This window comes from Williamsia sp. R60 (assembly GCF_054063855.1).
Genome location: NZ_JBSSGR010000003.1, coordinates 1,067,510 through 1,090,484, shown reverse-complemented (window position 1 = coordinate 1,090,484; position 22,975 = coordinate 1,067,510). Strand labels below are relative to the sequence as shown.

The 22,975-nt window shown below is 63.6% G+C and carries 26 protein-coding genes and 1 pseudogene; 14 read left to right on the top strand and 13 right to left on the bottom strand.

Annotated features, from left to right (window positions below):
• Positions 1-36: 36 nt before the first annotated feature.
• The 4 genes from ACVWY6_RS18550 to ACVWY6_RS18535 all read right to left on the bottom strand — a co-directional run bounded on the left by ACVWY6_RS18550 (position 37) and on the right by ACVWY6_RS18535 (position 2,305).
• Positions 37-726, bottom strand: coding sequence for an SDR family NAD(P)-dependent oxidoreductase (locus ACVWY6_RS18550; RefSeq protein ID WP_457540030.1), 690 nt, complete (start codon positions 724-726; stop codon positions 37-39).
• On the bottom strand, positions 723-854 hold the full coding sequence (locus ACVWY6_RS18545) for a hypothetical protein (RefSeq protein ID WP_457540028.1): 132 nt from the start codon (positions 852-854) through the stop codon (positions 723-725). The genes ACVWY6_RS18550 and ACVWY6_RS18545 overlap by 4 nt, the downstream gene beginning before the upstream one ends.
• A 27-nt stretch (positions 855-881) precedes the next feature.
• A complete protein-coding gene (locus ACVWY6_RS18540; RefSeq protein WP_457540026.1) occupies positions 882-1,508 on the bottom strand; it encodes a TetR/AcrR family transcriptional regulator in 627 nt (208 codons plus the stop codon).
• Positions 1,509-1,678: 170 nt separating this feature from the next.
• Entirely contained in the window at positions 1,679-2,305 is a 627-nt protein-coding gene (locus ACVWY6_RS18535; RefSeq protein ID WP_457540024.1) for an acyl-CoA-like ligand-binding transcription factor, read from the bottom strand.
• 123 nt (positions 2,306-2,428) lie between these two features.
• On the opposite strand from ACVWY6_RS18535, the gene ACVWY6_RS18530 reads away from it, so the two are divergent.
• The 3 genes from ACVWY6_RS18530 (at position 2,429) to ACVWY6_RS18520 (ending at position 5,203) form a co-directional block, all read left to right on the top strand.
• The gene (locus ACVWY6_RS18530; RefSeq protein WP_457540022.1) at positions 2,429-3,256 is read left to right on the top strand and encodes a mycofactocin-coupled SDR family oxidoreductase; all 828 of its coding nucleotides are present in this window, start codon (positions 2,429-2,431) and stop codon (positions 3,254-3,256) included.
• A gap of 3 nt (positions 3,257-3,259) precedes the next feature.
• Positions 3,260-4,213, top strand: coding sequence for an AAA family ATPase (locus ACVWY6_RS18525; protein ID WP_457540019.1), 954 nt, complete (start codon positions 3,260-3,262; stop codon positions 4,211-4,213).
• Between the two features lie 75 nt (positions 4,214-4,288).
• Positions 4,289-5,203 carry a vWA domain-containing protein gene (locus tag ACVWY6_RS18520; RefSeq protein WP_457540017.1) on the top strand — a complete coding sequence of 305 codons (915 nt, stop codon included), beginning with the start codon at positions 4,289-4,291 and terminating at the stop codon, positions 5,201-5,203.
• Positions 5,204-5,978: 775 nt separating this feature from the next.
• On the opposite strand, the gene ACVWY6_RS18515 is transcribed toward ACVWY6_RS18520, so the two are convergent.
• Both ACVWY6_RS18515 and ACVWY6_RS18510 read right to left on the bottom strand, forming a co-directional pair.
• A complete protein-coding gene (locus ACVWY6_RS18515) occupies positions 5,979-6,863 on the bottom strand; it encodes an oxygenase MpaB family protein (RefSeq protein WP_457540015.1) in 885 nt (294 codons plus the stop codon).
• A complete protein-coding gene (locus ACVWY6_RS18510) occupies positions 6,860-8,788 on the bottom strand; it encodes a linalool dehydratase/isomerase domain-containing protein (protein WP_457540013.1) in 1,929 nt (642 codons plus the stop codon). The genes ACVWY6_RS18515 and ACVWY6_RS18510 overlap by 4 nt, the downstream gene beginning before the upstream one ends.
• A gap of 286 nt (positions 8,789-9,074) precedes the next feature.
• On the opposite strand from ACVWY6_RS18510, the gene ACVWY6_RS18505 reads away from it, so the two are divergent.
• Complete coding sequence (locus tag ACVWY6_RS18505; protein ID WP_457540011.1) at positions 9,075-9,701, top strand: TetR family transcriptional regulator; 627 nt, start codon at positions 9,075-9,077, stop codon at positions 9,699-9,701.
• A 257-nt stretch (positions 9,702-9,958) separates the two neighbouring features.
• On the opposite strand, the gene ACVWY6_RS18500 is transcribed toward ACVWY6_RS18505, so the two are convergent.
• Positions 9,959-10,450: a UTRA domain-containing protein gene (locus tag ACVWY6_RS18500; RefSeq protein WP_457540009.1), complete on the bottom strand. Its 492-nt coding sequence runs from the start codon at positions 10,448-10,450 to the stop codon at positions 9,959-9,961.
• A 1,955-nt stretch (positions 10,451-12,405) separates the two neighbouring features.
• On the opposite strand from ACVWY6_RS18500, the gene ACVWY6_RS18495 reads away from it, so the two are divergent.
• The 4 genes from ACVWY6_RS18495 to ACVWY6_RS18480 all read left to right on the top strand — a co-directional run bounded on the left by ACVWY6_RS18495 (position 12,406) and on the right by ACVWY6_RS18480 (position 15,600).
• Positions 12,406-13,122 carry an amino acid ABC transporter ATP-binding protein gene (locus ACVWY6_RS18495; protein ID WP_457540215.1) on the top strand — a complete coding sequence of 239 codons (717 nt, stop codon included), beginning with the start codon at positions 12,406-12,408 and terminating at the stop codon, positions 13,120-13,122.
• Between the two features lie 33 nt (positions 13,123-13,155).
• Entirely contained in the window at positions 13,156-14,043 is an 888-nt protein-coding gene (locus ACVWY6_RS18490; RefSeq protein ID WP_457540007.1) for a glutamate ABC transporter substrate-binding protein, read from the top strand.
• Between the two features lie 76 nt (positions 14,044-14,119).
• Positions 14,120-14,767 carry an amino acid ABC transporter permease gene (locus ACVWY6_RS18485; RefSeq protein ID WP_457540005.1) on the top strand — a complete coding sequence of 216 codons (648 nt, stop codon included), beginning with the start codon at positions 14,120-14,122 and terminating at the stop codon, positions 14,765-14,767.
• Entirely contained in the window at positions 14,764-15,600 is an 837-nt protein-coding gene (locus ACVWY6_RS18480) for an amino acid ABC transporter permease (RefSeq protein WP_457540003.1), read from the top strand. Before ACVWY6_RS18485 ends, ACVWY6_RS18480 begins: the two co-directional genes overlap by 4 nt.
• Positions 15,601-15,663: 63 nt before the next feature.
• Here the strand turns inward: ACVWY6_RS18480 and ACVWY6_RS18475 are convergent, their stop codons facing one another.
• On the bottom strand, positions 15,664-16,443 hold the full coding sequence (locus ACVWY6_RS18475; RefSeq protein ID WP_457540001.1) for an IclR family transcriptional regulator: 780 nt from the start codon (positions 16,441-16,443) through the stop codon (positions 15,664-15,666).
• Between the two features lie 211 nt (positions 16,444-16,654).
• Between ACVWY6_RS18475 and ACVWY6_RS18470 the strand changes: the two genes are divergently transcribed.
• The 5 genes from ACVWY6_RS18470 (at position 16,655) to ACVWY6_RS18450 (ending at position 20,788) form a co-directional block, all read left to right on the top strand.
• Complete coding sequence (locus ACVWY6_RS18470) at positions 16,655-17,845, top strand: CaiB/BaiF CoA transferase family protein (RefSeq protein WP_457539999.1); 1,191 nt, start codon at positions 16,655-16,657, stop codon at positions 17,843-17,845.
• On the top strand, positions 17,842-18,711 hold the full coding sequence (locus ACVWY6_RS18465; RefSeq protein WP_457539997.1) for a citryl-CoA lyase: 870 nt from the start codon (positions 17,842-17,844) through the stop codon (positions 18,709-18,711). The genes ACVWY6_RS18470 and ACVWY6_RS18465 overlap by 4 nt, the downstream gene beginning before the upstream one ends.
• The gene (locus ACVWY6_RS18460) at positions 18,698-19,648 is read left to right on the top strand and encodes a cyclase family protein (protein ID WP_457539995.1); all 951 of its coding nucleotides are present in this window, start codon (positions 18,698-18,700) and stop codon (positions 19,646-19,648) included. The genes ACVWY6_RS18465 and ACVWY6_RS18460 overlap by 14 nt, the downstream gene beginning before the upstream one ends.
• On the top strand, positions 19,645-20,268 hold the full coding sequence (locus tag ACVWY6_RS18455; protein ID WP_457539993.1) for an RraA family protein: 624 nt from the start codon (positions 19,645-19,647) through the stop codon (positions 20,266-20,268). The genes ACVWY6_RS18460 and ACVWY6_RS18455 overlap by 4 nt, the downstream gene beginning before the upstream one ends.
• Before the next feature lie 202 nt (positions 20,269-20,470).
• Positions 20,471-20,788, top strand: coding sequence for a WhiB family transcriptional regulator (locus tag ACVWY6_RS18450; RefSeq protein ID WP_457539992.1), 318 nt, complete (start codon positions 20,471-20,473; stop codon positions 20,786-20,788).
• Between the two features lie 133 nt (positions 20,789-20,921).
• Here the strand turns inward: ACVWY6_RS18450 and ACVWY6_RS18445 are convergent, their stop codons facing one another.
• The gene (locus ACVWY6_RS18445) at positions 20,922-21,272 is read right to left on the bottom strand and encodes a CoA transferase (RefSeq protein WP_457540213.1); all 351 of its coding nucleotides are present in this window, start codon (positions 21,270-21,272) and stop codon (positions 20,922-20,924) included.
• A 7-nt stretch (positions 21,273-21,279) separates the two neighbouring features.
• Positions 21,280-21,534: pseudogene (locus ACVWY6_RS18440) on the bottom strand (CoA transferase); the annotation flags it as partial.
• Here ACVWY6_RS18440 and ACVWY6_RS18435 point away from each other — a divergent pair.
• Positions 21,440-21,649, top strand: coding sequence for a hypothetical protein (locus ACVWY6_RS18435; protein WP_457539990.1), 210 nt, complete (start codon positions 21,440-21,442; stop codon positions 21,647-21,649). The pseudogene ACVWY6_RS18440 and the gene ACVWY6_RS18435 overlap by 95 nt on opposite strands.
• On the opposite strand, the gene ACVWY6_RS18430 is transcribed toward ACVWY6_RS18435, so the two are convergent.
• The 3 genes from ACVWY6_RS18430 to ACVWY6_RS18420 form a co-directional block, all read right to left on the bottom strand.
• Positions 21,642-22,133: a hypothetical protein gene (locus tag ACVWY6_RS18430; RefSeq protein WP_457539988.1), complete on the bottom strand. Its 492-nt coding sequence runs from the start codon at positions 22,131-22,133 to the stop codon at positions 21,642-21,644. The two genes, ACVWY6_RS18435 and ACVWY6_RS18430, sit on opposite strands and share 8 nt — an antisense overlap.
• A complete protein-coding gene (locus ACVWY6_RS18425; protein ID WP_457540212.1) occupies positions 22,091-22,483 on the bottom strand; it encodes a hypothetical protein in 393 nt (130 codons plus the stop codon). Before ACVWY6_RS18425 ends, ACVWY6_RS18430 begins: the two co-directional genes overlap by 43 nt.
• A 290-nt stretch (positions 22,484-22,773) precedes the next feature.
• Complete coding sequence (locus tag ACVWY6_RS18420; protein WP_457539987.1) at positions 22,774-22,974, bottom strand: hypothetical protein; 201 nt, start codon at positions 22,972-22,974, stop codon at positions 22,774-22,776.
• Between the last annotated feature and the right edge of the window lies 1 nt (position 22,975).

Below are 22,975 nucleotides of genomic sequence, written 5' to 3'. Positions count from 1 at the left end.
TCGGTGCGGTGGTTCAGCTACCTCGGTCCCGCACGATCAGACGGTGGTGGCGCCGAGTGCGCTCATGTCGGCGACCATCGGTTGATGCGAGAGCAAGCCGGCGTCGACTTTGACCTCTTGACCGTTGATGCCGGCCGCGTCATCTGAGGCCAGGAAGGCGAACACCTTGGCTTGCTGCTCCGGGGTGGGCATCTCGGGGTTCAAGTTCTGCCGCCGGAAAATGTCCTTTGTTTCTTCGGGGAGTTGCTGAGCCGGCGGAGACGTTGTGGTGCCCGGGCTGACCGCGTTGCAACGCACGCCCTCCCGGCCGTACTGGGTGGCAAGGAACTTCGTGAGTGCGATGACACCAGCCCTCGAGGATCCGTAGCCACTGAGGCTGGTATCACCGGCAGAACCGTGGGTGGATGCCGTGCTGACGATGGCTCCGCCGGCTTTTCGCAGGTAGGGCAGCGTGTGCTTGCTCAGCAGCATGACGCTGAGCAGGTTGACGGCAAAAACGTTGTCCCAGGTCTCCACCGTCATCGTGGCAACGTCTCCGTCGTCGGCGGGGAAGATGCCGGCGATGTTGATGACGATCGTCGGCTCACCGAGCATCTCGACCGTCGCGGCGACCAGACGCTCGATCTGATTTTCGGACCTCACGTCGGTCTCGACGGGGATCGCGACCTCGCGGCCGTGTCGTTCATTGAGCTGGTCGGCAAGCGCTTGCGCCCCAGCGATATTCACGTCGCCAACGCGACCTTGGCTCCCCCTGCTGCCAACTCGGTGGCTGTTGCCCCACCGATGTTCAGGCCGCCCGGTTCAACCGTGGTCGCGCCCGTGACGATGGCTACCTTGTTCTCAAACGATGGCATGTCTTGCCTGCTTTCTTGATTGGTCGATCATTCTTCGGTGCGTCGCCGACCCGTGCCTTCGGATGGCGATGACGACGACGCGGTCAGCCAGCCCGGGAAGCACAACATCAATTGCTCGACGACCTGTTCGTCCGAGAGCGGCGAATGCGCATCATCGAGCCAGCGACCCACCACCCCGATCACTCCGTGTGCCGAGAACCGCGACACCACCTGCGGATCGACCGACGGCGGGCGAGTCGTCATCTGCTGAATCGCTTCGACGGTCAGTTCGGTGAACGCGTCCGTGATGCGCGCAACGGCGCCGGCCGGCGCCTGCGGACCGAGCAGCGGGGCATACAGCGACCGACGGGCACCGACGAACCGCACGATGTCCGACATCGCACTCTGGCTCGCCTCGAGCCCTCCCACGGCAAACTCACTGCGCATCATCACATCAGTGCTGCTGATGGCGCTGAAGAGATCACGCAACATGTGGATCGCCAGATCATCCGGCGACGCAAAGTGTTTGTAGAACACCGACCGGTGAACACCGGCAGCCTCGGTCAGCGCGGAGACCGTGATGTCGCCGGGGCCGGCCGACTGCGCAAGCCTGCGGAAAGCGTCAACCAGCTTCTCCCGGGTGCGCACAGCCCGCGGATCGACGCTGCGAGCCATCGACCGCTCACCAGCGGTACGCATTTCCGACGCGGAACCAGCACATGTCTACGCTGGCACTAAACGACGAGTGTCTTCGAAACTTTCGTGATAGTCGCGCAACCCTCGGCCAACGCCGCCAAGCGGCGGAAATCGGGTTTTGCCGACGTACGACGGAGGCAGATCCAGCATCATCCGGGAGGCGGAGGACTGTCTGGTACAAGCAGGCGAATCGACCACCGAAGACATTGCGGCAGAGTTGTTTCCGTATGCGATACCCAGTATTCATGCGCGGTCATGATGGCGGCGGTCGTGGAGTGGGCGAAGGCGGTCTCGAACAGTTCATCGTCGCGCCAGAGACCCCGACAGCGGATGAAGTCGGCGACCGCCTCACGCCACTGCCGATACAGCACCGAAGCATGGGATTGCACTGCCGGCACCGTCAGGACCAACTGGGCACGGTGGCGCGCCCATTCCTCGTCCCCCGGCTGAAAGGTGAGGGCAGAGACGATCGCGGCCTCGACGACGTCGCGCGGCGCGGTGAACCCGTCGTCGGCGGCCAGAAAAGACGTGAATCGGCGAAACTCAGTGGCTGACTCGACCCACAGCACATCGGCTTTCGTCGCGAAGTAGCGAAAGAACGTGCGGCGACTGACTCCTGCCGCCGTGGCGATGTCCTCCGCACTCGTCTCTTCGAAGCCCCGCTCCACAAACAACTTCTGGGCGGCGGCGGCCAGCTGGTGTGCGCTGGTCGACGCTGGACGGCCGCCTCGATCAACTGTGTCGGTCGCCGCGGCGTAGACATCCCCGTCTGTCATCTCACTATCGTCTCACCCTCGCCGGTCGGTGTGCCGGCTCGTGGCAAATCCACCCTGGCGTTTTGGCACTAGGTGACATAACCTCGAACGTGAGAGCTGGGTCACAACGCAAGGAGTGTCGATATGGGAAGACTCGAGGGCAAAGTCGCCTTCATCACCGGTGCTGCACGAGGTCAGGGACGCAGTCACGCGGTCCGGCTCGCGCAGGAGGGTGCAGACATCATCGCTGTGGACACCGCGAAACAGGTCGCCACCGTTCCGTACGACACCGCAACCGCTGCGGACCTCGAGCAGACGGTCAAGGAGGTCGAGGCCCTCGATCGCAGGATCGTGGCGTCGGAGGTCGACGTGCGCGACCTGGCCGCACTGACGAAGGCCGCCGACGATGGTGTGGCCCAACTCGGCCGCCTCGACATCGTTATCGCGAACGCCGGGATCAACAGCATGGCACCCGCGCTCGAGATGGACGAAGAGACTTGGCAGACCATGATCGACATCAACCTCACCGGAGTGTGGAAGTCGATTCGTGCGGCCGCCCCCCACATCGTTGCGGGGGGTCGCGGCGGTTCCATCGTCATCACCAGTTCATTGGCGTCGATCAGCGTGAATGAGAACATCGCCCACTACTCCGCGGCCAAATCCGGACTGGTCGGCCTGATGAGCGTACTCGCGAAAGAGCTTGGGCCGCTAAGAATTCGGGTGAACAGCATTCATCCGACGACTGTCGCCACGCCGATGATCCTCAACGAGCCGACCTACAGATTGTTCCGGCCCGACCTCGAGAACCCAACCCGTGCCGACTTCGACGAGGCGGCGTCCCAGATGAACCGGCTTCCGGTTACGATGGTCGAACCGATCGACATCTCCAACGCGATCCTCTATCTGGTTTCTGACGACGGCCGATACGTAACCGGAACCACTCATGTTGTCGACGCAGGTGGAAGACTCTAGGGCGTGCAGAACAATGCCTCGGTGGTCGAAGCAGCGTCGTTGTCGGAGGTGCGGTCGCGGATCGCACACAGGGTGGTCGGCCGTGAACGGGAGACCGACCTTCTGCTCGCTGCAGTCGGCGCCGGCCGGGACCTGATGCTCGAGGGCCCGCCGGGCACGTCCAAGTCGACGCTTCTGGGTGCCATCACCTCCGAATGGGACATTCCACTGGTGTTCGTCGAAGGCAATGCCGATCTGACACCGAGCCGCCTTGTGGGGCATCACAATCCGGCGCGGGTTCTCAAAGAGGACTACACGGCGGACAACTTTGTCGAAGGCCCCTTGATCGAGGCGATGCGCACCGGCGGCTTCCTCTACATCGAGGAGTTCAACAGGGCGCCGGAGGACACGCTCAACACGCTGCTCACCGCCATGGCCGAGCGGGTGATCACCGTGCCACGGGTGGGTAGCGTCACCGCCCTGCCGACCTTCCGCATCGTGGCGTCGATGAACCCGTACGACAACATCGGCACCACCAGGTTGTCGACGTCCGTCCACGACCGGATGTGCCGACTTGTCATCACCTACCAGGACGCCGCGGCCGAACGCGAAATCGTCACCCGCCGAACCGAAGTCCATTCCGCAAGGGTCGTGGCCGATGCGGTCGCGGTGACCAGGGCGACTCGCGAGCGCGACGACATCCGTCAGGGCAGCAGCGTCCGGGGCGCGATCGACGTCGCGCTGATGGTGGCGCAGCTTGCGCAGATGCGCGGGGTCGAGGTACCTGCCGCAGATTCGTTGGCCCCGCCGCGCGGCTTGCCCGAGGAGTACACGGCAGTGGTGCTCGACGCCATGCTGGTTGCCCTGTCCGGTCGAATCCATCTCGACGACACAACATTCGAGACACCCGAAGCGGTGTTGCATCAGATCTGGCACGACCACTTCATCCTGCTGCCCGCTGCTGCCGAACCCGGTTGAAGAGCGGTTCCGGCGGACAGTCCTGTGTCGAGGCCGGGCAAGGGTGCCGGCCACGACCGCGCTCGTTTGAAACCGTTGCGGCGCAAACCAAAGCAACTCGATGAAGAACCTGCACTGCTCAAGCCTGCCGCCGATGGGCGTGGCGGATTCGCGCTGATCCCAAAAGAAGGCCCCTCGGGTAAGCCGGTGCAACTGCCGGGGACGTCGGCGCCGGGCGAAACGGACGATGACGGTGACCTGACGGCTGCGGACGGCGCCCTCGTCGTCGACGAGGCCGGGCGCCGGCGCGCGCGGCAAATCGCGCGCAGACTCGCGCTCACGCAACCGATGCGGCAACGTCGCGCGCGGCGCGCCAGTGCAGGAACACTGACGACCATGCGCTGGCGCGGTGGAACCGACGAACTCGATCTCGACGCGACCCTCGAAGCGATCGCGGGCAACCCGCTGCCGACCGACGACGACATCCTGGTGCGAGAGCGAGTCCGCAACCGCCGATCCATCGTCCTCGTCGTCGACATCTCCGGCTCGACCAAAGGTGAACAGGTGCGGACCGCGGCGGCCACCGTCGGCGCGATGGTCGGCGAACTGGCGCGCGATGACGTTGCAGTCGTTGCGTTTTGGTCGGATGCAGCACTACTGGTGGGGTTCGGAGAACGAGTCAGTTCCGAGACCGTGCTGGATCAGCTGCTGACCCTGCCGACGCAGGGCCTGACCAACGTCGCGTTCGCGTTGGAGGTCGCGGCGAGCGAGGTGACCGGCGTACCACCCGCCGATGCGAGGGTGTTGCTACTGAGCGACTGCGTGCACAACGCCGGACCAGACCCCCGGGGTGTCGCGGCACGATTGCCACGTCTGGACGTGCTGCTCGACACCTCAGGCGAACACGATCTGGACCTCGGCCGGGACCTGGCAGTCGTCGGCCGCGGACGATGCCGCGTGATCCGCGATCACCACGACGTAGCTCCGGCCCTGACCGCGATCTTCGGCTGACAGGCACGAAGTCGAAATAGTTTCCTCATCGAGCGGCAAACTGTTCGCATGGGCAGCGAGAATCGAGGCGCCCACAGCATCGAGGGATGTGCGGGTTTGTCGGCGTGATCGCCGCGCGATCCGACTGACGTTCATCCACACACCCTGATCAGAGCGAGCGCGATGCAACAAGTGTTGCTCCGACCGGTAGAGCGGTGAGATACGTTCCGGCGGTACAGCACACAGCCCGCGTGGCGACAGCTCAGCTGGTGCTCGTCTCGTGGCGAGGCCGCTGAGGACCGTCATGGTGAGGTGTACTCGTTCCACAGATCGTCGACAATGTCTGCCACCTCGGGCGGAAGGCAGTTTGCGTCGTAGCAAAAACGCGGTCGACGGTACGGTCGCGACGGGTATCGGGGTACTGGGTGTCGGGCCAGGCAACACCAGCCGCGTGGTGTCGGCTGTAGACACCGCACCGGTGGGTTCCAGGGTGCCCCACTGCTCGACTCCGTCGACATTCGGAACGGTGGTGCACCCCCAGTACAGGTCATAGCTGCCATCGGGAAGGACTGTTGATCCGCGTGCGAACGGGTGATCGTTTGCACCGATCCTTTCCGAGCGTCGCGGCTGGCCAAGCCACCTCAGTGAGGCACCAGCTACTGCAAAACCTCACACCGGAGTGTGTGGTTGGTCTTGCCCGACATGCAGCACCTGGTTGAATACAGTCCCCTCCAGTCAACTGAGGCCGCCTGGCGAGTGCAGACCAGTGCCGGGATGTCTGGTGACCTTTCGCTAGTCACTGGGGCTGATCTTCGTGCTGCGACCGTCGGTAGCCAACTTGGGACGGCACTCGCTCGCCGTACTTTCGGACTCCGAATGTGTTGACCATGGACCGGTCGAGGTCGACCAGGCGCAGCGGCGTGGACCGAGCGTAAGCAGCAACTGCCAATCTGGTTGCGCACCGGAGCAGCCACGAGGGGTGCGGTAGGTCGTGAACTTGCCGAAGATCAGATGGGCACAACGCGGAGATGATCTGGGCCGCGTAGGGCTGCAGGTGTCTGGGTAGGACTTGCTCTGCGAACGCGTCGATCAGCGCGCGGGCCACGGCGCGACCATCGCTGGTCGCTGCGTACTCGCGCTGTTCATAGGACCGTGCCCACTCGTGAAGGGCGTCGCGTGTCTCGGGCACATCCTTGAGACCCTGCAGCTCAGCCACCGAACGCCAGAAGCGCCACTGCCCTTCCAGTTCTAGGGGCGTGAAGGGTGAATGCCCGAGACCGGCGGTGATCTGATGTGGGTCGAGAGCAAGAGTTGAGAGCGTGTACAGCGAGTCGTCGTTGCGGATCGGGAAATGCGCGTGGATCTGGTTCAGTCGCGCGACCCATGCACGTCCGGTCGGCGACGTCGCTCCGTGATCGAGCAGTTGCCCGAAAAACAGCAGAGTGTCGTCGTTGCGTTGGACTGGGAACCGCATGATGTCCCCGCCTCCGCGGCGGTACAGGATTCGGGCCATAGCCGGCACCGCCACCTGTTTCATGAACGCGACGGTGAACAGGGCGTAGGTCAGAGATGGATTGCCGTGCAAAGTGACCAGAGACAGCCGAGCGATTTCATCGGCATCTGTGACCGGATCCAACATGTTGATCCGTCGAGAGACGAGGTGACCGGGACGTAGTTTCATGAGGTGGGCTCCAATCGGACGGCGGTGCGTCCTTCGATGTCGAGATCTATGCGTGCCCGGCCGTTGCTGTCTGCTTCGACCGTCGCATCGAGCGTTCCCAGCGCCGCGTACCGGCTGTGCGGCCGGAGCTGATCGACGACCAAGGTCGCGCGTACCCCACCGTCACCGGGGTAGAGAACCAGATCCAGTGCCCTGCCATCGGTGACGGCCCGTGCCACAAGAACATCCGGATAGGCGGCCTCGGCGAGACGAGGGCCCGAGAGCCAATGAGTGGGTAAGCCCGCGCAGATCAGGTCACGATTGGCCGCTGGCCGCGAAAACCGTGCGAGCAGCGAGTACAGGTTGCCCTGCGTGGACATTCTGTCGTACCGTGCGACCCCGGCGACACGTTCGACGTGTTCTCTTGCGTCGACGTACGCGAATGCCTTGTCTGCGATATCAACATCTCCCATCTCACGAGCAGTCAACGAGAGAAAGGTCTGGGCGAAAGAGTCACTACCGAATGAGTAGTTGCCGACATCGCAACGGTTGGCCGCCGTCCGCGGGAGCCGGAAATGATCCCCGTCGAACTCCAACGAGTCACGTTTCGTCAACCACCACGATCGTTGTGCCTGATCGGGAAGAAACGCGTTCATCCAGTAGATCGTGGGGAGGCTGACACCGTCGCTGGCCCAGATGTTCCACGACAGACCCAGGGTCTCGTTGCGAACACCGATGAGTTTGCCGTCGGGGCGCGTGAACTCGCTTTCGTACGCCCGCGCGATTGCGTCGTCGAGGTCGGCATGAAAACCGGTGCCGTGTAGTCGGTCATGAGCGATGAGGGTGTTGATACCAAAGGTGTTGCAGACGGGATAGATCCAGCGCGGTTCGCAGGAGAACAGCGTGTAGGGAGACCGACGCATGTTGCGGTGAATCGACTCTGCGAGGTCGTGAAAATCGTGCCGATACCGTTGTTGATCAGACCAGGTATAGGTCAGCCCTCCCGGCCGGGAAAACCTACTGTCGCCGAAGCTCTCGTACATTCCGACTGCGGCCCCTTGCCATCCGGTCAGCATCACATTGTCGTGGTTGTTAACTGGGTCTCTGCCAAAAGACATTCGGCCCCAGGCATTTTCGAGCGCCCAGTAGCCCCATACGCGCTTGTCCCCCATTTTGAGAATCGACTGCTCTTGCGCTTCGGCCAGGTACCCGGAGAACGAAGGCGTTCGGGTGTATCGGTACATCGACAACGCGTAACCCAGGACGCAGAGTTGGTAACGAAGAGCAGCCTCACGGAACTGATCGCGGCGGTCGAAGCCTGCGAACTCCGCCAATGGTTGCAACGCAAGGTCGAGCGCAAACCGAAGATGCGCGAGGTCATCCGCCGAGGCCTCATCGACTGACGGTTCAGGAGACGACGGTACTGACGTCTGAAAGAAGGTGACACCTGCGAGTTCGGTGTTCACTCGGCGCGCGACCAACAGTTGATGGCGATGACGCAGGGCGTGCACAGCGAATGAGACCGTCGCAACGCATGGAATCACGCCGGCGGTGATCGCGGTCCAGGCGATCGACAGATGCGAATGGGAATGCGTCACAACCGCTTCGATCAGAAACCCCAGCCATACGATGATCGGGGCAATGACGGCACCGATCATCCACCAGATCAAGACGGCGAGTCCGAATGCAGCCAATGCCAATGCTGCGTGCGCGATATGACCTGATGCCAGATGCCCACCGCCGGGAAGCAGCAAACCCGTCGCTGCGACGCCTGCCACGGCGTTACCGCTGGCGGCGCCCAGCAGGGCAACGGACCAAAGCACGGCGTACACGCCTGCGACACGGCCGAACTTGCCCCTTGTCACCGGCGACAACACCGGGCGCGACGTCGGCAACAGCGGAACTGCAACCCGACGACCCAGCCGCCCCAGTGGCGTTGAGCTCATCGCCCGAGCACCGCAGACGACGGCAGCTCCGTTGTAACAACGCGCCGTGCGCCCGGCGGCATCGCTGTCACCGACGAGAACTCTCGCCCCGCCCACCAGGCGAGCCCAACAAAGACTTTGCGCAGACCGACCATAAACAGCACCAACATTGCGCAGCACAGCATCGAAACCCCATTCTGAAACCGTATCGTTTCGGTTTCGCATTACGTTAGATCGAGCACAGTGCTTCGTCAACGTTCGGACCGGCGTGAGACAGCAGAGTGCTTGGCACTGGCACTATGAGCAGGTGACGCCGACCTCCGAGCCCGCCGGGCGGCCCTACGGTGGGCAGAGCGCTACAGAACGCCGACTATCGCGCCGACGTCGGCTGATCGAAGCGGTCCTCGACCTCGTTGACGAGAGCGGCATCGAATCGCTGAGCGTCGGAGCGATCTGCGAACGCGCATCGGTCTCCAAAAAGCATCTGTACCTGAGCTTCTCCAGCCTCGATGACCTCACCGAGGAGACACTGACCGACGTTCTCGCACAGGCGGCCGATCGCATCGTCGCAGCATCGGCCGAACTCGACCGCGACGTGTCCAGAGCCCGAATCATCGAAGTCGCCGTACAGGAGATCCTCACCGCGTTCGACGATCCACGCGTCGCACGCCTATATCTCGAGGCACCCGGAAACCGCGGGTTGCGCGCGGCGAGAGATGACGCGGTGGCCCGTTTCGTCACCCAACTGCTGACCCTGCTCGCCGCCGACCGAGCCGACGATCCACGGGCTCAACTCATCGCCCGGGTGCTGGTCGGAGGCACCACCGAGGGGGTCGCACTCTGGTTGCGCGGCGACGTGACGCTCGACCGCATCGAGCTGGTGGCGACACTCGTCACCCTCGGCGTCGACGCCGTCGACCGTATCCTCGAGTGAAGTCACATCCGAAAATGAGGGGCGGTATTCTGTTGCGCTCGAATGCATTCGGACCCCGAACATCTTGATCTCGACTCGCACGTTGCACCCGTCCACAGTCGTCCACGTTTGTACCGCTGAGCGGCAGTCGTTCAGTTCGGGTGTCCAGGGCTATCAAGTCCGTCTGTGGGAACTCAACCCAAACTGGTGGGTAAGCGATGGGCGAAGCAAGTCAGCGCCGACTCGAAGCTCCGCCTGAGCGCCGTGGGCCCTATCGACTATTGCAGCGCAATGTAGTCCGATCGGTCACGGACCGCGAGTTCACGCCGGGTTCCCTGCGGTTCGATCGGGATCGGTTCCAGTTCACGGCGCAGTTCCGACAGGGTGTCTTGCAACTCCGCGACGAGTGACCTCGCCGTGTGGAGATCGGTCGCCGAGGCGTCTGGGCCGCCAGTCACTGACGCATCGACGTCGAAGACCGTATTCTGTCGGTGCCACACCCTGAACCATTCGAGTCCGCGGCCGGATTCATCCCTTGTGACGCCTTCAAGCAACAGCAGCGGATCGCCGGCGGAAACATGCAGGCGCCCCGCCACGAGATCGTCTGCTGCCACTGCTTGGACCTGACGTGGGCCGCCGATGGGTACGTATCCGTGAGCCCGCATCAGCTCGAGCAGGAGTTGCCGTCGAGCAATTGAGCGGTGAAATGGGGGAACGTGTCCGAAGAGACCCACGTTGTCATGTAGTCGAACCCGTGCACGTTTTGACATCACGCCACAGACTCGACGGCTCGGACAGTTCGCCGAGCGTCGGCACACTCACTCGTTTCTTGTATGTCCGACGTGCGTTCCCGCTGGAGCAGTCACCCACCGCGACCACTCCACCCGTATGAGGGCACACGTTCCGTCGAGCCTCCATGAGCACAGGGAACTCTCAATCGATTCCGGACCATAGCTGTCCGCTACAACAACCGCGAGTTCACCGACTGCCTGCATTTATTGCGCCACCACATATTTCGCACCCACAACGTCGATTTAGTCGAGACCGAATTCGTAAGCCGGACAATGTCTACCGCACGTCGTCGCCATACCAGACTCGGTGCTCGATCGTCATGACCATCTTCGCCAGGACCCATCACCGCATCAAGAACCACACCAGGGCTGTTGAGGCAGGTGGCGCGCCCGGCTCCTGCGCTAAATCTGATTAGCGCAGATGTTTGGTGGTTCGACCACGGGTCGCAGTTGCCGTGAGTCAGCTCAGGTTCTCCGAACCTCGCGATGACCTTCCGATTTTCAGATAGAAGCGACACCAGAACGAACCGGTTTACCCAGGTCAGACCGGTCCACACCCGCCCGTTCAGGCCTCTCGGACCACCCATCCAAGATTGTTACCACATTTCTGCCGTATGGACAGTGCCTTATATGCCCCAATGGATCCCCGTCGGGTGACGATGCTCCTGCGTTATGTCCTCCGCCAAGGACGAAGTTCGATAGCCCGCTAGGATCGCCAACAACCCAACTAATCGACAGGTCTGAAGAAGTATGGGAAAGTCCAGATCACCCTGAGATGCTGGCCGGCACGCGGTGCCCCGACACACACCAGGACGCTGCTGTCGCTCTGACAGCCTCAATGGCTCGCGGAAGACCGCCACCGAAAGCACCATACGCACCCATCAACGCCAGAGCCTTGATGGTGCGTAACCTGTTTTATCAGCGTACGAAATGGACTGCTTCGCAACATGATTGCGAACTATCTGACATCCTTCACCGTGTGCCTACGGTGGATGTCGCGCGGCACGCATAGGCACCCATGATCGCATGACTCTGCCGCCGGGCTTACCGGGCGGACAGTGCAGCGACGGACACGACCGGACGGCGAGGCCGGGCATCCAGCCCGTTCTTCTTTGTTGAAAAAGGCTGATCTCGAACATAATTCGGCACCCTTGACATAACGGGTGGAGCCGGGCAGCGGCTAAGCTGACTGCCACCCACAGCAGCACGAACAAGATCGCGAGTATTCCGGCGATTCATACCGTCACGATGCTGGTCCACACTTCGTCATCACGCCCGGTGGTTCGCTTCAGTGTGTCCAGTCGCCGTCTTCGTCGGTGCCTCTCATGCGTACACCCCGTGGGTCGATGGTTCGGACTTCGCACCGGGCGGGTCGCCGGCCTCCCCCGGGAGCTCTACCCCGTAGCCCATCCAGCTAGCGACTCCCGTTGCGACCATCACATCGGTCTCACGCAGCCGCATCGCCGACCTTCATCAGCGACAGTCCACAGGGTTCTACCGATGAGCGGCGGCGCGACTGCGTCCCAGGGCTGTCGTCCGAGCTCGCTGGCGCGCGCAGTAGCCCCTTGGCGACGACAGCCACCGAACCAGTACGACGGTTCAGCGCTGTCGCGTCAGTGGAGCACTGGTCATTCGGCGAGCTTGACGACGGCCTGGGCCTAGGCCTGGAGACAGTCCTTGTTGGTGCCCCCGCGTACGCGCACGCCGCAGCGCGCCCACTGATCCGCTAGATAGTTTCTCTAGACCACCTGATGGTCTTGTGCTAGCGTGACCATATTCGTAAACATGACCTGGATCACTCTCCGTGCGATCTAAGCGAACGCTCACAGGTCGCAGAATGAAGGAGCTTGTCTATGCACTCGACCGTTGATCGGCCCGCAGACCCGCAGGGTTCTGACTCTGCTGCAGCAGCGCAGACGCCGGTGCTGGTGGCGATGGACAACGTCAACAAATACTTCGGTGCGCACCACGTGCTGACCGATGTAGATCTGAATCTGCACCAGGGTGAGGTGTTGGTGGTGATCGGCCCGTCCGGGTCGGGCAAGTCGACGTTGTGCCGGACGATCAACCGGCTCGAGCCGATCGAGTCTGGTCGTATCACCATCGACGGAGTGGAACTGCCCAGGGAAGGCAAGGCGCTGGCCAGGTTGCGGGCGGAGGTAGGCATGGTGTTTCAGTCGTTCAACCTGTTCTCGCACATGACGATTCTGCAGAATGTGATGTTGGGGCCGACGAAGGTGCTCGGGGTCAAGAAGAAGGATGCTGAGGCCGCTGCCCGCACGTTGCTCGATCGTGTCGGGGTGGGCAATCAGGCCGAGAAGATGCCGGCGCAGTTGTCGGGCGGTCAGCAGCAGCGAGCGGCTATCGCTCGGGCGTTAGCTATGAAGCCGAAGGTGATGTTGTTTGACGAGCCGACATCGGCGCTCGATCCGGAGATGGTCACTGAGGTTCTCGAGGTCATGAAGGAGCTCGCCAAGTCGGGTATGACGATGGTGGTGGTTACCCACGAGATGGGTTTTGCCCGATCTGCTGCCGATCGGGTGATCTTCATGGATGCCGGACGAATCGTGGAGCAGGCTCAACCCGCGGAGTTCTTCGCCTCCCCAACTACCGAGCGCGCCAAGGACTTTCTGTCCAAGGTGCTGCACTGATCGGCTAATCGACGACATGAGAAGAGTGATCCGATGAAGCTTTCCCGATCAGCGATCGTGCCCATCGTGGCGGTGCTCGGTATCGCGGCGGTGGCCGTCTTCGGCACCGAGTCGACCGAAACCACCGGCCTGACCCCTGCCGTCGCCCAAGCGCCGCAGTTCGAGCCCGGGACCACGATGGCGCGCATCGCCGACGACCGAGTGCTGCGGGTCGGGACCCGGTTTGACCACCCGGGCCTCTCCGCACGCAACCTCCGCGGCATCCAGGAAGGTTTCGAGATCGATCTGGTGCGCTACATCGCCGGGCATCTCGGCGTACCCGCCGACCGCATCGAGTGGATCGAAGCCAACTCGGCCAGTCGTGAACAATTGCTGCAGCAGGACAAAGTCGACGTGGTGGTGGCGACGATGTCGATGACCGACAAACGCCGGACGGTCATCAGTTTCGGTGGACCATATCTCAACATCAACAACGATTTGGTGACCGCCAAGGGGAACCCGAAGAACATTACCGACCCGGTGACCCCACGGGGTGTGAAGGTGTGCTCCACACTCGGCGGGGCTGTGACGGCATCACTGCACAAGCAATACCCCGACACCAACCTCGTCGAGTTCGACGTGTCGTCCAAATGCATCGACGCCCTGAAAAACGGGTCGGTCGATGCCCTGGCCACGCAGGGGCCGATCGGGGCCGGATACGTCAGCAAAGACCTCAATGACTTGGAACTGATCAACCGCCCGTTCACTGACGAGCGATGGGGCGTGGGCATCGCGAAAGGTGATGTGGCCTTCTGTGAGTTCCTCAACACCGCCATCACCGATTTCTATACCGACGGTTCCGCTGGGCAGTCCTGGGACATGAGCCTGGGTCGCTACACCGAACAACAACCCGAGCTACCCGAACTCGACACGTGCCGATGACACCTCAGCGGCAACGGTCATCGGCCGCACCAGCCAATTCTTTTGACCCTTTCCCTACTTCTGCTCAGGACACGCCATGAACACCGTGATCGAGAACCTCGATGCCCTCGTGGAGGGCTTTGGGATGACTTTGCTGCTCATTGCCGTGTCCACGGCGCTAGCTCTGGCCGGTGGCACGATCCTGGCCGGGTTCCGGGTCTCACCGGTCCCGGTGTTGCAGCGGGTGGCCTCTGGATATGTCGACGTCTTCCGCAACGTGCCCACAGCGTTGGTCTACTTTATGACCTTGTTCGGGTTCCCCCAGTTGGGAATCAAGATTCCGTTCTTCTGGGCGGCGGTCGCTGCTCTGTCGATTTACTATGCAGCGTTCTTCTGTGAGGCCATCCGCTCGGGTATCAACGCCATCCCAGCCGGGCAGTTCGAAGCGGGCCGGGCCATCGGTTTGACGTTCAGCACGTCGCTGCGCTTCATCGTGTTGCCGCAGGCATTTCGGGGGACCATCCCCCCGCTCATCAACTGCTTTATCGCGTTGACGAAGAGCTCGGCCATTGCTTCGGCGTTCGGTGTCGCCGAACTGCTCACCCGCGCCGAAGGTCTCGTCGCCGAAGACTCCCAGGACGTGTTGTGGATTTTGGGTGCGACCAGCGTGCTCTACCTCGTCATCACCATTCCCGCGGGCACTCTTGCCACGCGGGTCGAGAAGAAAGTCGCAGTCGCCCGATGACCACAGCAACCCTGCCAAGTCCACCAGTCTCCTCACCCCCGGCGCTGCCCGCCATGTACGACGCACTCGGACCCGAAGGTGAGCGGCGGGTTCGCCGAGCATCGATCCTGGGCGGCATCATCGTGGCCTGCGTGGCCGCGCTGGCCGGGTATCAGCTCTACAGCCACGGCCAGCTCAGTCCCGAGCTGTGGAGCGTGCTGCTCGATCGCGACCTGATGCGCGGTCTGCTGTGGGGTCTGAAGAACACCCTGCTGTGCGCGGCGGTCTCGATCGTGTTGTCCATCGGGTTCGGTATGGTCCTGGCGACACTGCGCATCTCCGACAACCGACTGCTCCGGGGTGCCGCCCGGATATGGATCGAAATTTTCCGCGGCCTGCCCCTGCTGCTGCTGATCTTTTTCATTTTCCTCGGCGCACCGAGGTTTGGCATCATCGTGCCCACCTTCTGGGCACTGACGATCGGTATCTCCCTCTACAACAGCGCAGTCATGAGTGAGATCTTCCGCGCCGGCATCGCCTCACTACCCAAAGGTCAGACCGAAGCCGCTGCCGCGATTGGGTTGCGGCGGCTGCAGATTCAGCGCCTCATCCTGCTCCCCCAGGCAGTACGCATCATGCTCCCGGCGCTGATCAGCCAAGTCGTGATCGTCGTCAAAGAGACCTCACTCGGCTTCGTCATCGGCTACACCGAACTCCTGCGCAGCGGCCGGGTGGCCGTGGAATACCTGGGCGGTCAGTACGCCATCCCGATCTACGTGATGATCGGCCTCATCTACCTGCTGGTGAACATCTCACTGTCAAAAGTCGCCCGCCGTCTCGACGCCCGCAGCTAAACGCAATATCGGCCCACCCGTGCGCGACGCCCCACTGCGGGCGTCGCGCACCGCTGTGCCTCACTAGTCCAAGCCGGGCAATCCGATGTGGCTGATCTGTGCCGCAGCGGCCTGGGTGTGTGCAATGTAGTCCGGCACCCGCTCGCTGGTAAACCGCCCCGTCGGACCACCCAGAGTCAACGCCGCCATCACCGTTCCGCGTCCCTCGATCGGGCACGAGAGCCCGGAGGCCCCCAGTTCACGTTCGCCATGGACCAACACATACCCCCGAGCCTGGCCTTCCTCCACAGCTGCCCGCAAGACCTCACCGTAGTCCGGGCCGTGGGGCGATTGCGCAGCAACAGCGTCGACCAGTTCCGGCGCGGCGGCCAACAGAATTTTGCCTGCGGCACCAGCCCACAACGGGTACGGCGCACCGACCGGGATCACACTGCGCACCGTCGAGGTGCTCTCACACTGCGCGACAACAATCCGAGACAATCCCTGGCGGACATAAAGATTGACGGTCTCACCAGTCTGTTCGCTCAGCACACGCATCACCTCGAGTACCTCATCAGGAGGTGTCCACAACCGGCCAGCAAGACGTGCCCACCGCAGCGGCTCGGGACCTAGGCTGTAGCTGCTGTCATTGCGGGCGGTCAGTACGCTGCGGGCGCACATCGTGGCAACCAGACGCACCACTGTCGTCTTCGGCAGACCTGTGTGCTCCACCAACTCTTTGAGGGTGCGAGTCGGGTGCGCGGCGTCGAACAACTCCAGCAAATCGAAGACCCGCGTCACACTGCGAACCCCCGCATCGCCCGAGGACGAGGCCTTGCTCTCCGCTTCCACCGCAACACTCATCGGTAGCTTCTCCCTCACTGGACCGTCGATAGTCCAACCCATTCTATGGACCCTGCGAACCAAAATCTCAACACCGACACCAGATGGAACCGTCAGATGGTTTTACTGGACCATCTAACGGTTCCACGGTAGAGTGATCCGTACCGGGCAATGACCCCAGCTGTGGCACCAGCCACACAGTCGCGCCCGGTTCGCTTCTGAGAGGTGCTGCATGACACTGCTCGACGGGATTCGCGTGCTGGATCTGACCAATGTGTTGGCTGGCCCCTACGCCAGCTACCAGCTCGGCCTGCTGGGCGCAGATGTCATCAAAGTCGAAGTACCCCAGGGCGGAGACTTGGCTCGCCAGCTCGGTGCCGAACCGGAGCTGTCCCGCAACCGGCTCGGCGCGTCGTTCGTCGCGCAGAACTCCGGCAAGCGCTCGATCACCGTCAACCTCAAACATTCGCTCGGGCGGGAGGTGTTCGATCGCCTCCTCGAGGGCGCTGATGTACTGATCGAGAACTTCCGTCCAGGTGTCCTGGCACGCCTCGGCTACTCCTGGGACGAACTGCACGAACGATTCCCACAATTGATCTACTGCGCGATCAGCGGTTTCGGCCAAACAGGCCCGATGCGCGACCGCCCGGCCTACGACCAGATCATCCAGGGCCTCTCGGGTATCAGCGCCGCCACCGGCACGCCCGACACCGCGCCGCTACGCGTGGGATTTCCGGTCTGCGACAGCGTCGGCGGCATCACCGCGGCCATGGCCGTCAGCGCCGCACTGGCCTCTCGCGCGCGCACCGACCAAGGTGCCTACCTAGATGTGTCCATGCTCGAGAGCTCATTGACCGCGCTGGGGTGGGTGGTCTCGGACTACCTCGTGGCCGGTCGACACCCCACAGCTAACGGCAACGAAAACCCTACCGCCGCACCGTCAGCGACCTTCCACACCGGCGACGGCCACCTGAACATCGCGGCCAACAAGCAGGAACAGTTCGAGATGCTGTGCAAGCTCATCGGCCGCGAAGACCTCATCGACGACCCACGATTCGCCGACCGCGATGACCGCAAAGAACGCCGAACCGAACTGCGTGTCGAAATCGAATCAGCATTGGCCGCCAAACCGGCGCGGGACTGGGAACCACTCCTCAACGACGCCGGCGTGCCAGCAGGGCTGGTGCTCACCGTCCCGGAAACACTCGACCTCGAGCAGATCCGACAACGAGAGCTGATCCACGACGTGGAACTGCCTGACCGCACCGTCCGCGTGTTGGGCTCGGGATTTCATGTCAACGGCGAACCCTTGCGGCCCAGCGCCGATCCGCCCCTGCTCGGCGCCGACACCGACGCGTTGCTGGCAAGCCTCGGCTTCAACGACGAACAGATCAGCGCACTGCACAACCAAGGAGCAGTATGAGCACCGACGCCGCCGCACGTCCCCTCGACGCCACCACCAATGCACACGAATCGGCCGACTGGTGGGCCACCGAGATCAGCGACATCTCCCCGGGTCACATCCGATTTCGCGGCTACCCAATCCAAGAACTCATCCCCGCGACCAGTTACGCCGCGATGGTATGGCTCATGATCCGCGGTGAGCGAGCAACGCCGTGGCAAGAACAACTCCTCAACGCCGCGCTCGTCGCCGCCGTCGACCACGGCCCGCAGGCGCCGTCCATCGCCGCCTCACGCATGGCTGCCACGTGCGGGGTTGGGCTCAACAACGTCATGGCCACCGGAGTGGGAATGCTCGGCGACGTACACGGAGGGGCCGGCGAACAATGCATGAACGTTCTCGACACCATCGTCTCGGCCGGCCGCGAACCCGCGCACATGCGCACGACCGCAGAGCAAGTGGTACGCGACCACCGATCCGAACGCCGGTACGTGCCCGGCTTCGGGCACCGCTTTCACCCCCGCGACCCTCGCCGCGACCCCCTGCTTGATCTCGTTGCCGCCGCACGCGAAGACGGCGCAGTGCCCGGGGATCATCTGCACGCCGCCCTCGCGCTCGAAGAAGCCCTCGCCATCGGCCGCGCCCGCCCGGTTCCGATGAACATCGACGGTGCCACGGCAGTGGTCTACGCCGAACTCGGCTTCCCCCCGCCCCTGGGCCGGGGACTGTTCGTCCTGTCCCGATCGGTCGGGATCCTCGCACACGGCTGGGAACAAACCCAGCAAGGAGGACGCAACAAAGGCCCCATCCCACGACAACTGCTGCCCACCTACACCGGACACGCGCCGCGACACCTCACCACACCACCGAGCGATGACCGACACTGACATGCCGCACACACCAGCGCGCTCAACCTGGGGCGCATTCCCCACCACCCCTGACCGTGGAATGGCCAACTACGCCAGCAGCGACCACGTGCGTACCGCGGCAACCCTGGTCCGCCGCGGCGCAGTCTTCGGACTCGACTACCCCCTCAACACGTTCACCCCCTCCCTGGCGGCCCTGCGCAGTGCCCCAGAGCACCACCTCATCTCCCGCCACCGAGACCACCGCGATGACTACCTCGAGCGATTCTGGCCGCAAGCGGCCAGCCACCTCGATGGCCTCCGGCACCGCAGGCACGCCGAACACGGCTTTTACAACAACACCCCAGACGAGGCCATCGCCGCCGGCACACCCGAACTCGGAGTCAACCACTGGTCCGAAAATCCCATCGTCGGCCGCGGGATCCTCATCGACCTCGCTGGTCACCGCGCCGCACACGGACACCCCATTGACCACGCCGCCGCAGAACCACTCGACATCGCCGAACTCGACGACACACTCACCGCACAACACATCGAACTGCGCACCGGCGATCTGCTACTCATCCACACCGGGTGGGCACACTGGTACCTCCACGACGCCACCGACGACCAACGCACCGCAATCCGCGCATCAAAACAGTGCACCGGAATCGCGCAGTCGCACAACGCTATCGACTGGTTCGCCGACCGGCAGGTCGCGCTTGCCGCCTCAGACACCTTCGCCCTCGAACGCCTGCCCGCAGTACCCGGATCACCGTTCGGCGCCGACACCGACCACGGCATGATGCACCAAGACCTCATCGCGCTCCTCGGCCTGCCCATCGGCGAACTCTGGAAGCTCAGCGACCTCGCCGCAGACTGCGCGAACGACCACGTGTACGAATGCCTGCTCACCGTCAAACCACTCAACCTCGTCGGGGGCGTCGGCTCACCGGCGAACGCCGTCGCCATCAAATGACCGACCACCCGCCCCCACCCTGCGACCCCACGCTGCTGGCCCGGTTCCCCGAGTTCGGGTCAGCAATGCTCAGCGACGCGATGAATCGATTCGGCGCCCTCAACAGCACCATCAGGCCGCTGTGGGACTCCGCGCGCGTCGTCGGCACCGCTTACACCCTGTGGACCACCGCAGGCGATAACCAGGGCATCCACGAGGCACTCGACCACCACACCAGACCCGGCGACGTCCTGGTCATCAACGGTTTTGGCGACACCACGCGCGCCCTGATCGGAGAAATGATCGCCATCAAAGCCAAAGCACGCGGCCTCGCCGGATTCGTCATTGACGGCGCCGCCCGCGACATCGACGAACTCGAACACCTCGGCGTACCCGTTTTCGCACGAGCCGTCACCCCCGCCGGCCCCCACAAAAATGGCCCCCATAGCCAGCAATGCCCCATCGCCGTTGGAGGAGTCAGCGTCCAACCCGGCGACGCCGTCATCGGCGATCGTGACGGCGTCACCATCATCCCCGCTTACGCGCTACACGCAACGATCGAAGCCGCAGCCACGATCAAAGCCAAGGAGACCATCAAACGCACCCGCAATAGCGCCTACCCGCCACGACCACACCGCTGACACGGCAACACATCTCACCGCTACCCGACCGCCCGTCGTCGCCAGGTGGTGGCCCCCACAGCAAACCCCCGGGCGCCACTGGCCCCGACACACAGAGCAGCCCGGGCAGTAGCCAGCGAACCCGGTGATCCGCACACACCGCACCCCCAGCCTTCGACCACGACCGACAACACGTTCGCTCGCACGACCAGATAGAGAGATCATGCCCAAAGACACCGTCACCGATGCCATCGTCTCCCGCTATCGGACCACGACTCCAACACTTCCCCGTCCTGTCATGGAGCACTGGGACTGGCAGCGCGACGCCAGCTGCCGCACAACAGATGTAACGGTGTTCTTCCCTCCGAACAGCTCGCGCGGAGGAGACCGGGCACTCCTCGAAGCCCACGCGAAAGCAGTCTGTGTGCACTGCCCCGTACAGAACGAATGTCGTTCACACGCACTGACTGCTGGCGAGCCATACGGGATCTGGGGCGGCACCACTCCCAAAGAGCGTGCGTTGCTGTCCGCCGGCCACTGACGCACGCCCAACGAACCAGCGATCGACAGTCCTCCACCCATCCAAGATTTCACCCTATTGTCGCCTCCGGCCCAAAAGTAGGCAGGTAAATCGGGGGGGTCCGATTAACGGTGGATCCGACCTTGATCGGTTGTTACCGTTCGGGGTGATGCGTCCTCCGAAGGTGCCTGAGCGGGACAGGAACGGGAACTGGATCCAGGTGGCCGCGCGGACCAGCGATGTGCGCGATCACGTCGGTCGAGCCGGTGCGGCGGGCCAGGAGTCCCACACAGACCCAGAACGCCGCGGAATACCCCGTGAGGTAGTCCACGGTGGCGGCCAGACCATGCAGAGCGGGCGTGTCGGCACCACCGAACCGCGACATGATCCCGGTGACGGCTTGCACGATCGGGTCGTAGCCTGGGCGGTCCTCCCCCCCCTGCGTGGATGCCGCTGAACGCGGTGAGTGCACACACCACCGCGTCAGGGTTGTGGTGGTGCACATCTGCCGGTGCCACGCCAAGCCGCTGAGCCTGGGCCGATGTCTTGTTGTAGACGACGACGTCGGCGGCCGTGAGCAGCCGGTCGCGGATGTCACGACCTGACTCGGTCTTTAGGTCGCACCAGATGCTGCGTTTGCCCTGATTGACGTCGAGACCCATGTGCAGCAGCATGCGTGGACCCATCGACGGCGTCACCGAATCGATCCGTGTCACCTCGGCACGGATTTCGGCCAGGGTGCGCGTTGCGGCCGGCCCGGCAATCACGTTCGACACGTCGAGAACCACCACACCGTGCAACGGCGGGCGGGCCTGGTGGGCCGTGGCGGGGGTTGGGCTGACCGGCGCGGCGAAGCGCCGTTCGTCTCGCCAGTTCACTTAGGTCGCCGCCGCGGGCTGCGTGTGCGACACCGCTGTCCGCGTCTGGGTGCCGGCGATGTCGACGAGGGGCCTGGCTGCACCACCGGGCCGTGCCCGGCTGGTGGGTGGATGACGACACCCGAGCCGATCAGCGCAGGGACGCCGACGAACTCCTGGGTCGTTCGGTGCGCTCCGGCAGGGACTCCCGCGTCGACGAGTCGTTGCTCGACATCGATGGGGTCCTGGTGTCGCAGGGCCGCGGAAATCGTGCGCCGCAGGCGTACCCATCGCATCGAGAGGCGGTAGGCGTAGAGGTTGCCTGGGCGGGCGGGGTCATCGAGCACGCTGCCGCGGACGAACCCCAAACGTTTAGCCGCATCGGTGACCGACAGTGCGGTCAGAAACCCCTCGACGTGGTCGCGGTGATCGATCGCGGCGACGAACAGCGATCGACCGCTGCCGGTCAGGTAGCTGCGGAAGAAGGGCGGCAGCAGGTGCGCCAACAAACCGTTCTGCTTTCCGGGCGGTGCCCGGGCGAAGCCACTGGCAGCGAATGCGGTCCAGCACCGGTGAGGGGATGGGGATTTCGCTGTACCGCCGCGGCTGGTCCACGGCGCGCAGGAGCGGTCCCGCCGCGGCAGACATCGTGGCGTCGAGCAGCGGTACCTCGATCCAGTCTCCGCGACCGTCGGTGTTCGCGCGCTCTCGCTGCCCCCGACGGGGTCGACAGGTCGATGCGCTCACGTCGTTTGCCGCGTGCGAGCGTCTCGGCCGCCGGGTCCGGCCATCGGGGGCCTTCCACGGGCTCGATGCAGATTACGTCGGCGCCCTGGTCGGCAGGCAGAACCGCGGCCATCGGGCCCGCAATGTATTGACCGAAGTCAACGACACGCAGACCAGCCAACGGCGGCGGTCGCACTCCCGTTGCGCTGCTGTTGGTCAAAGCGAGCTCCTCTCATCGACTGTCACTGGCCGCGCTGACGGTGCCGAGAACTCCCCCGCCGTGGCGGACGCATCCGACGGCAACGACGGGGGACTGTCGCCGGCCGTTGCACTCAATCACCGGTCGCTGTAGAAGTCGGGTGTCCGAGTTCGTCGAGCGGAGCAGGACACCGTTGGCGTTGCCCGCCGGTAGGCGACGAGGCGCTAACCACCGCGCGCCGCGTCGTCGACCTTGCGGGTTCGCCCCTTCTCGGCCGGGAACTGCGGGATTCTGGTCAAGACCACGCGGGTGATGATGCGGTTGATGATGGTGGGGTCGGTGCGCAACGCCCGGCCGAGCAGAAACTGCTCGGTAGCGGCGCGGCGTTCCCGGGCAAAGAGCCGCAACTGGTCGAGTCGGGTCACG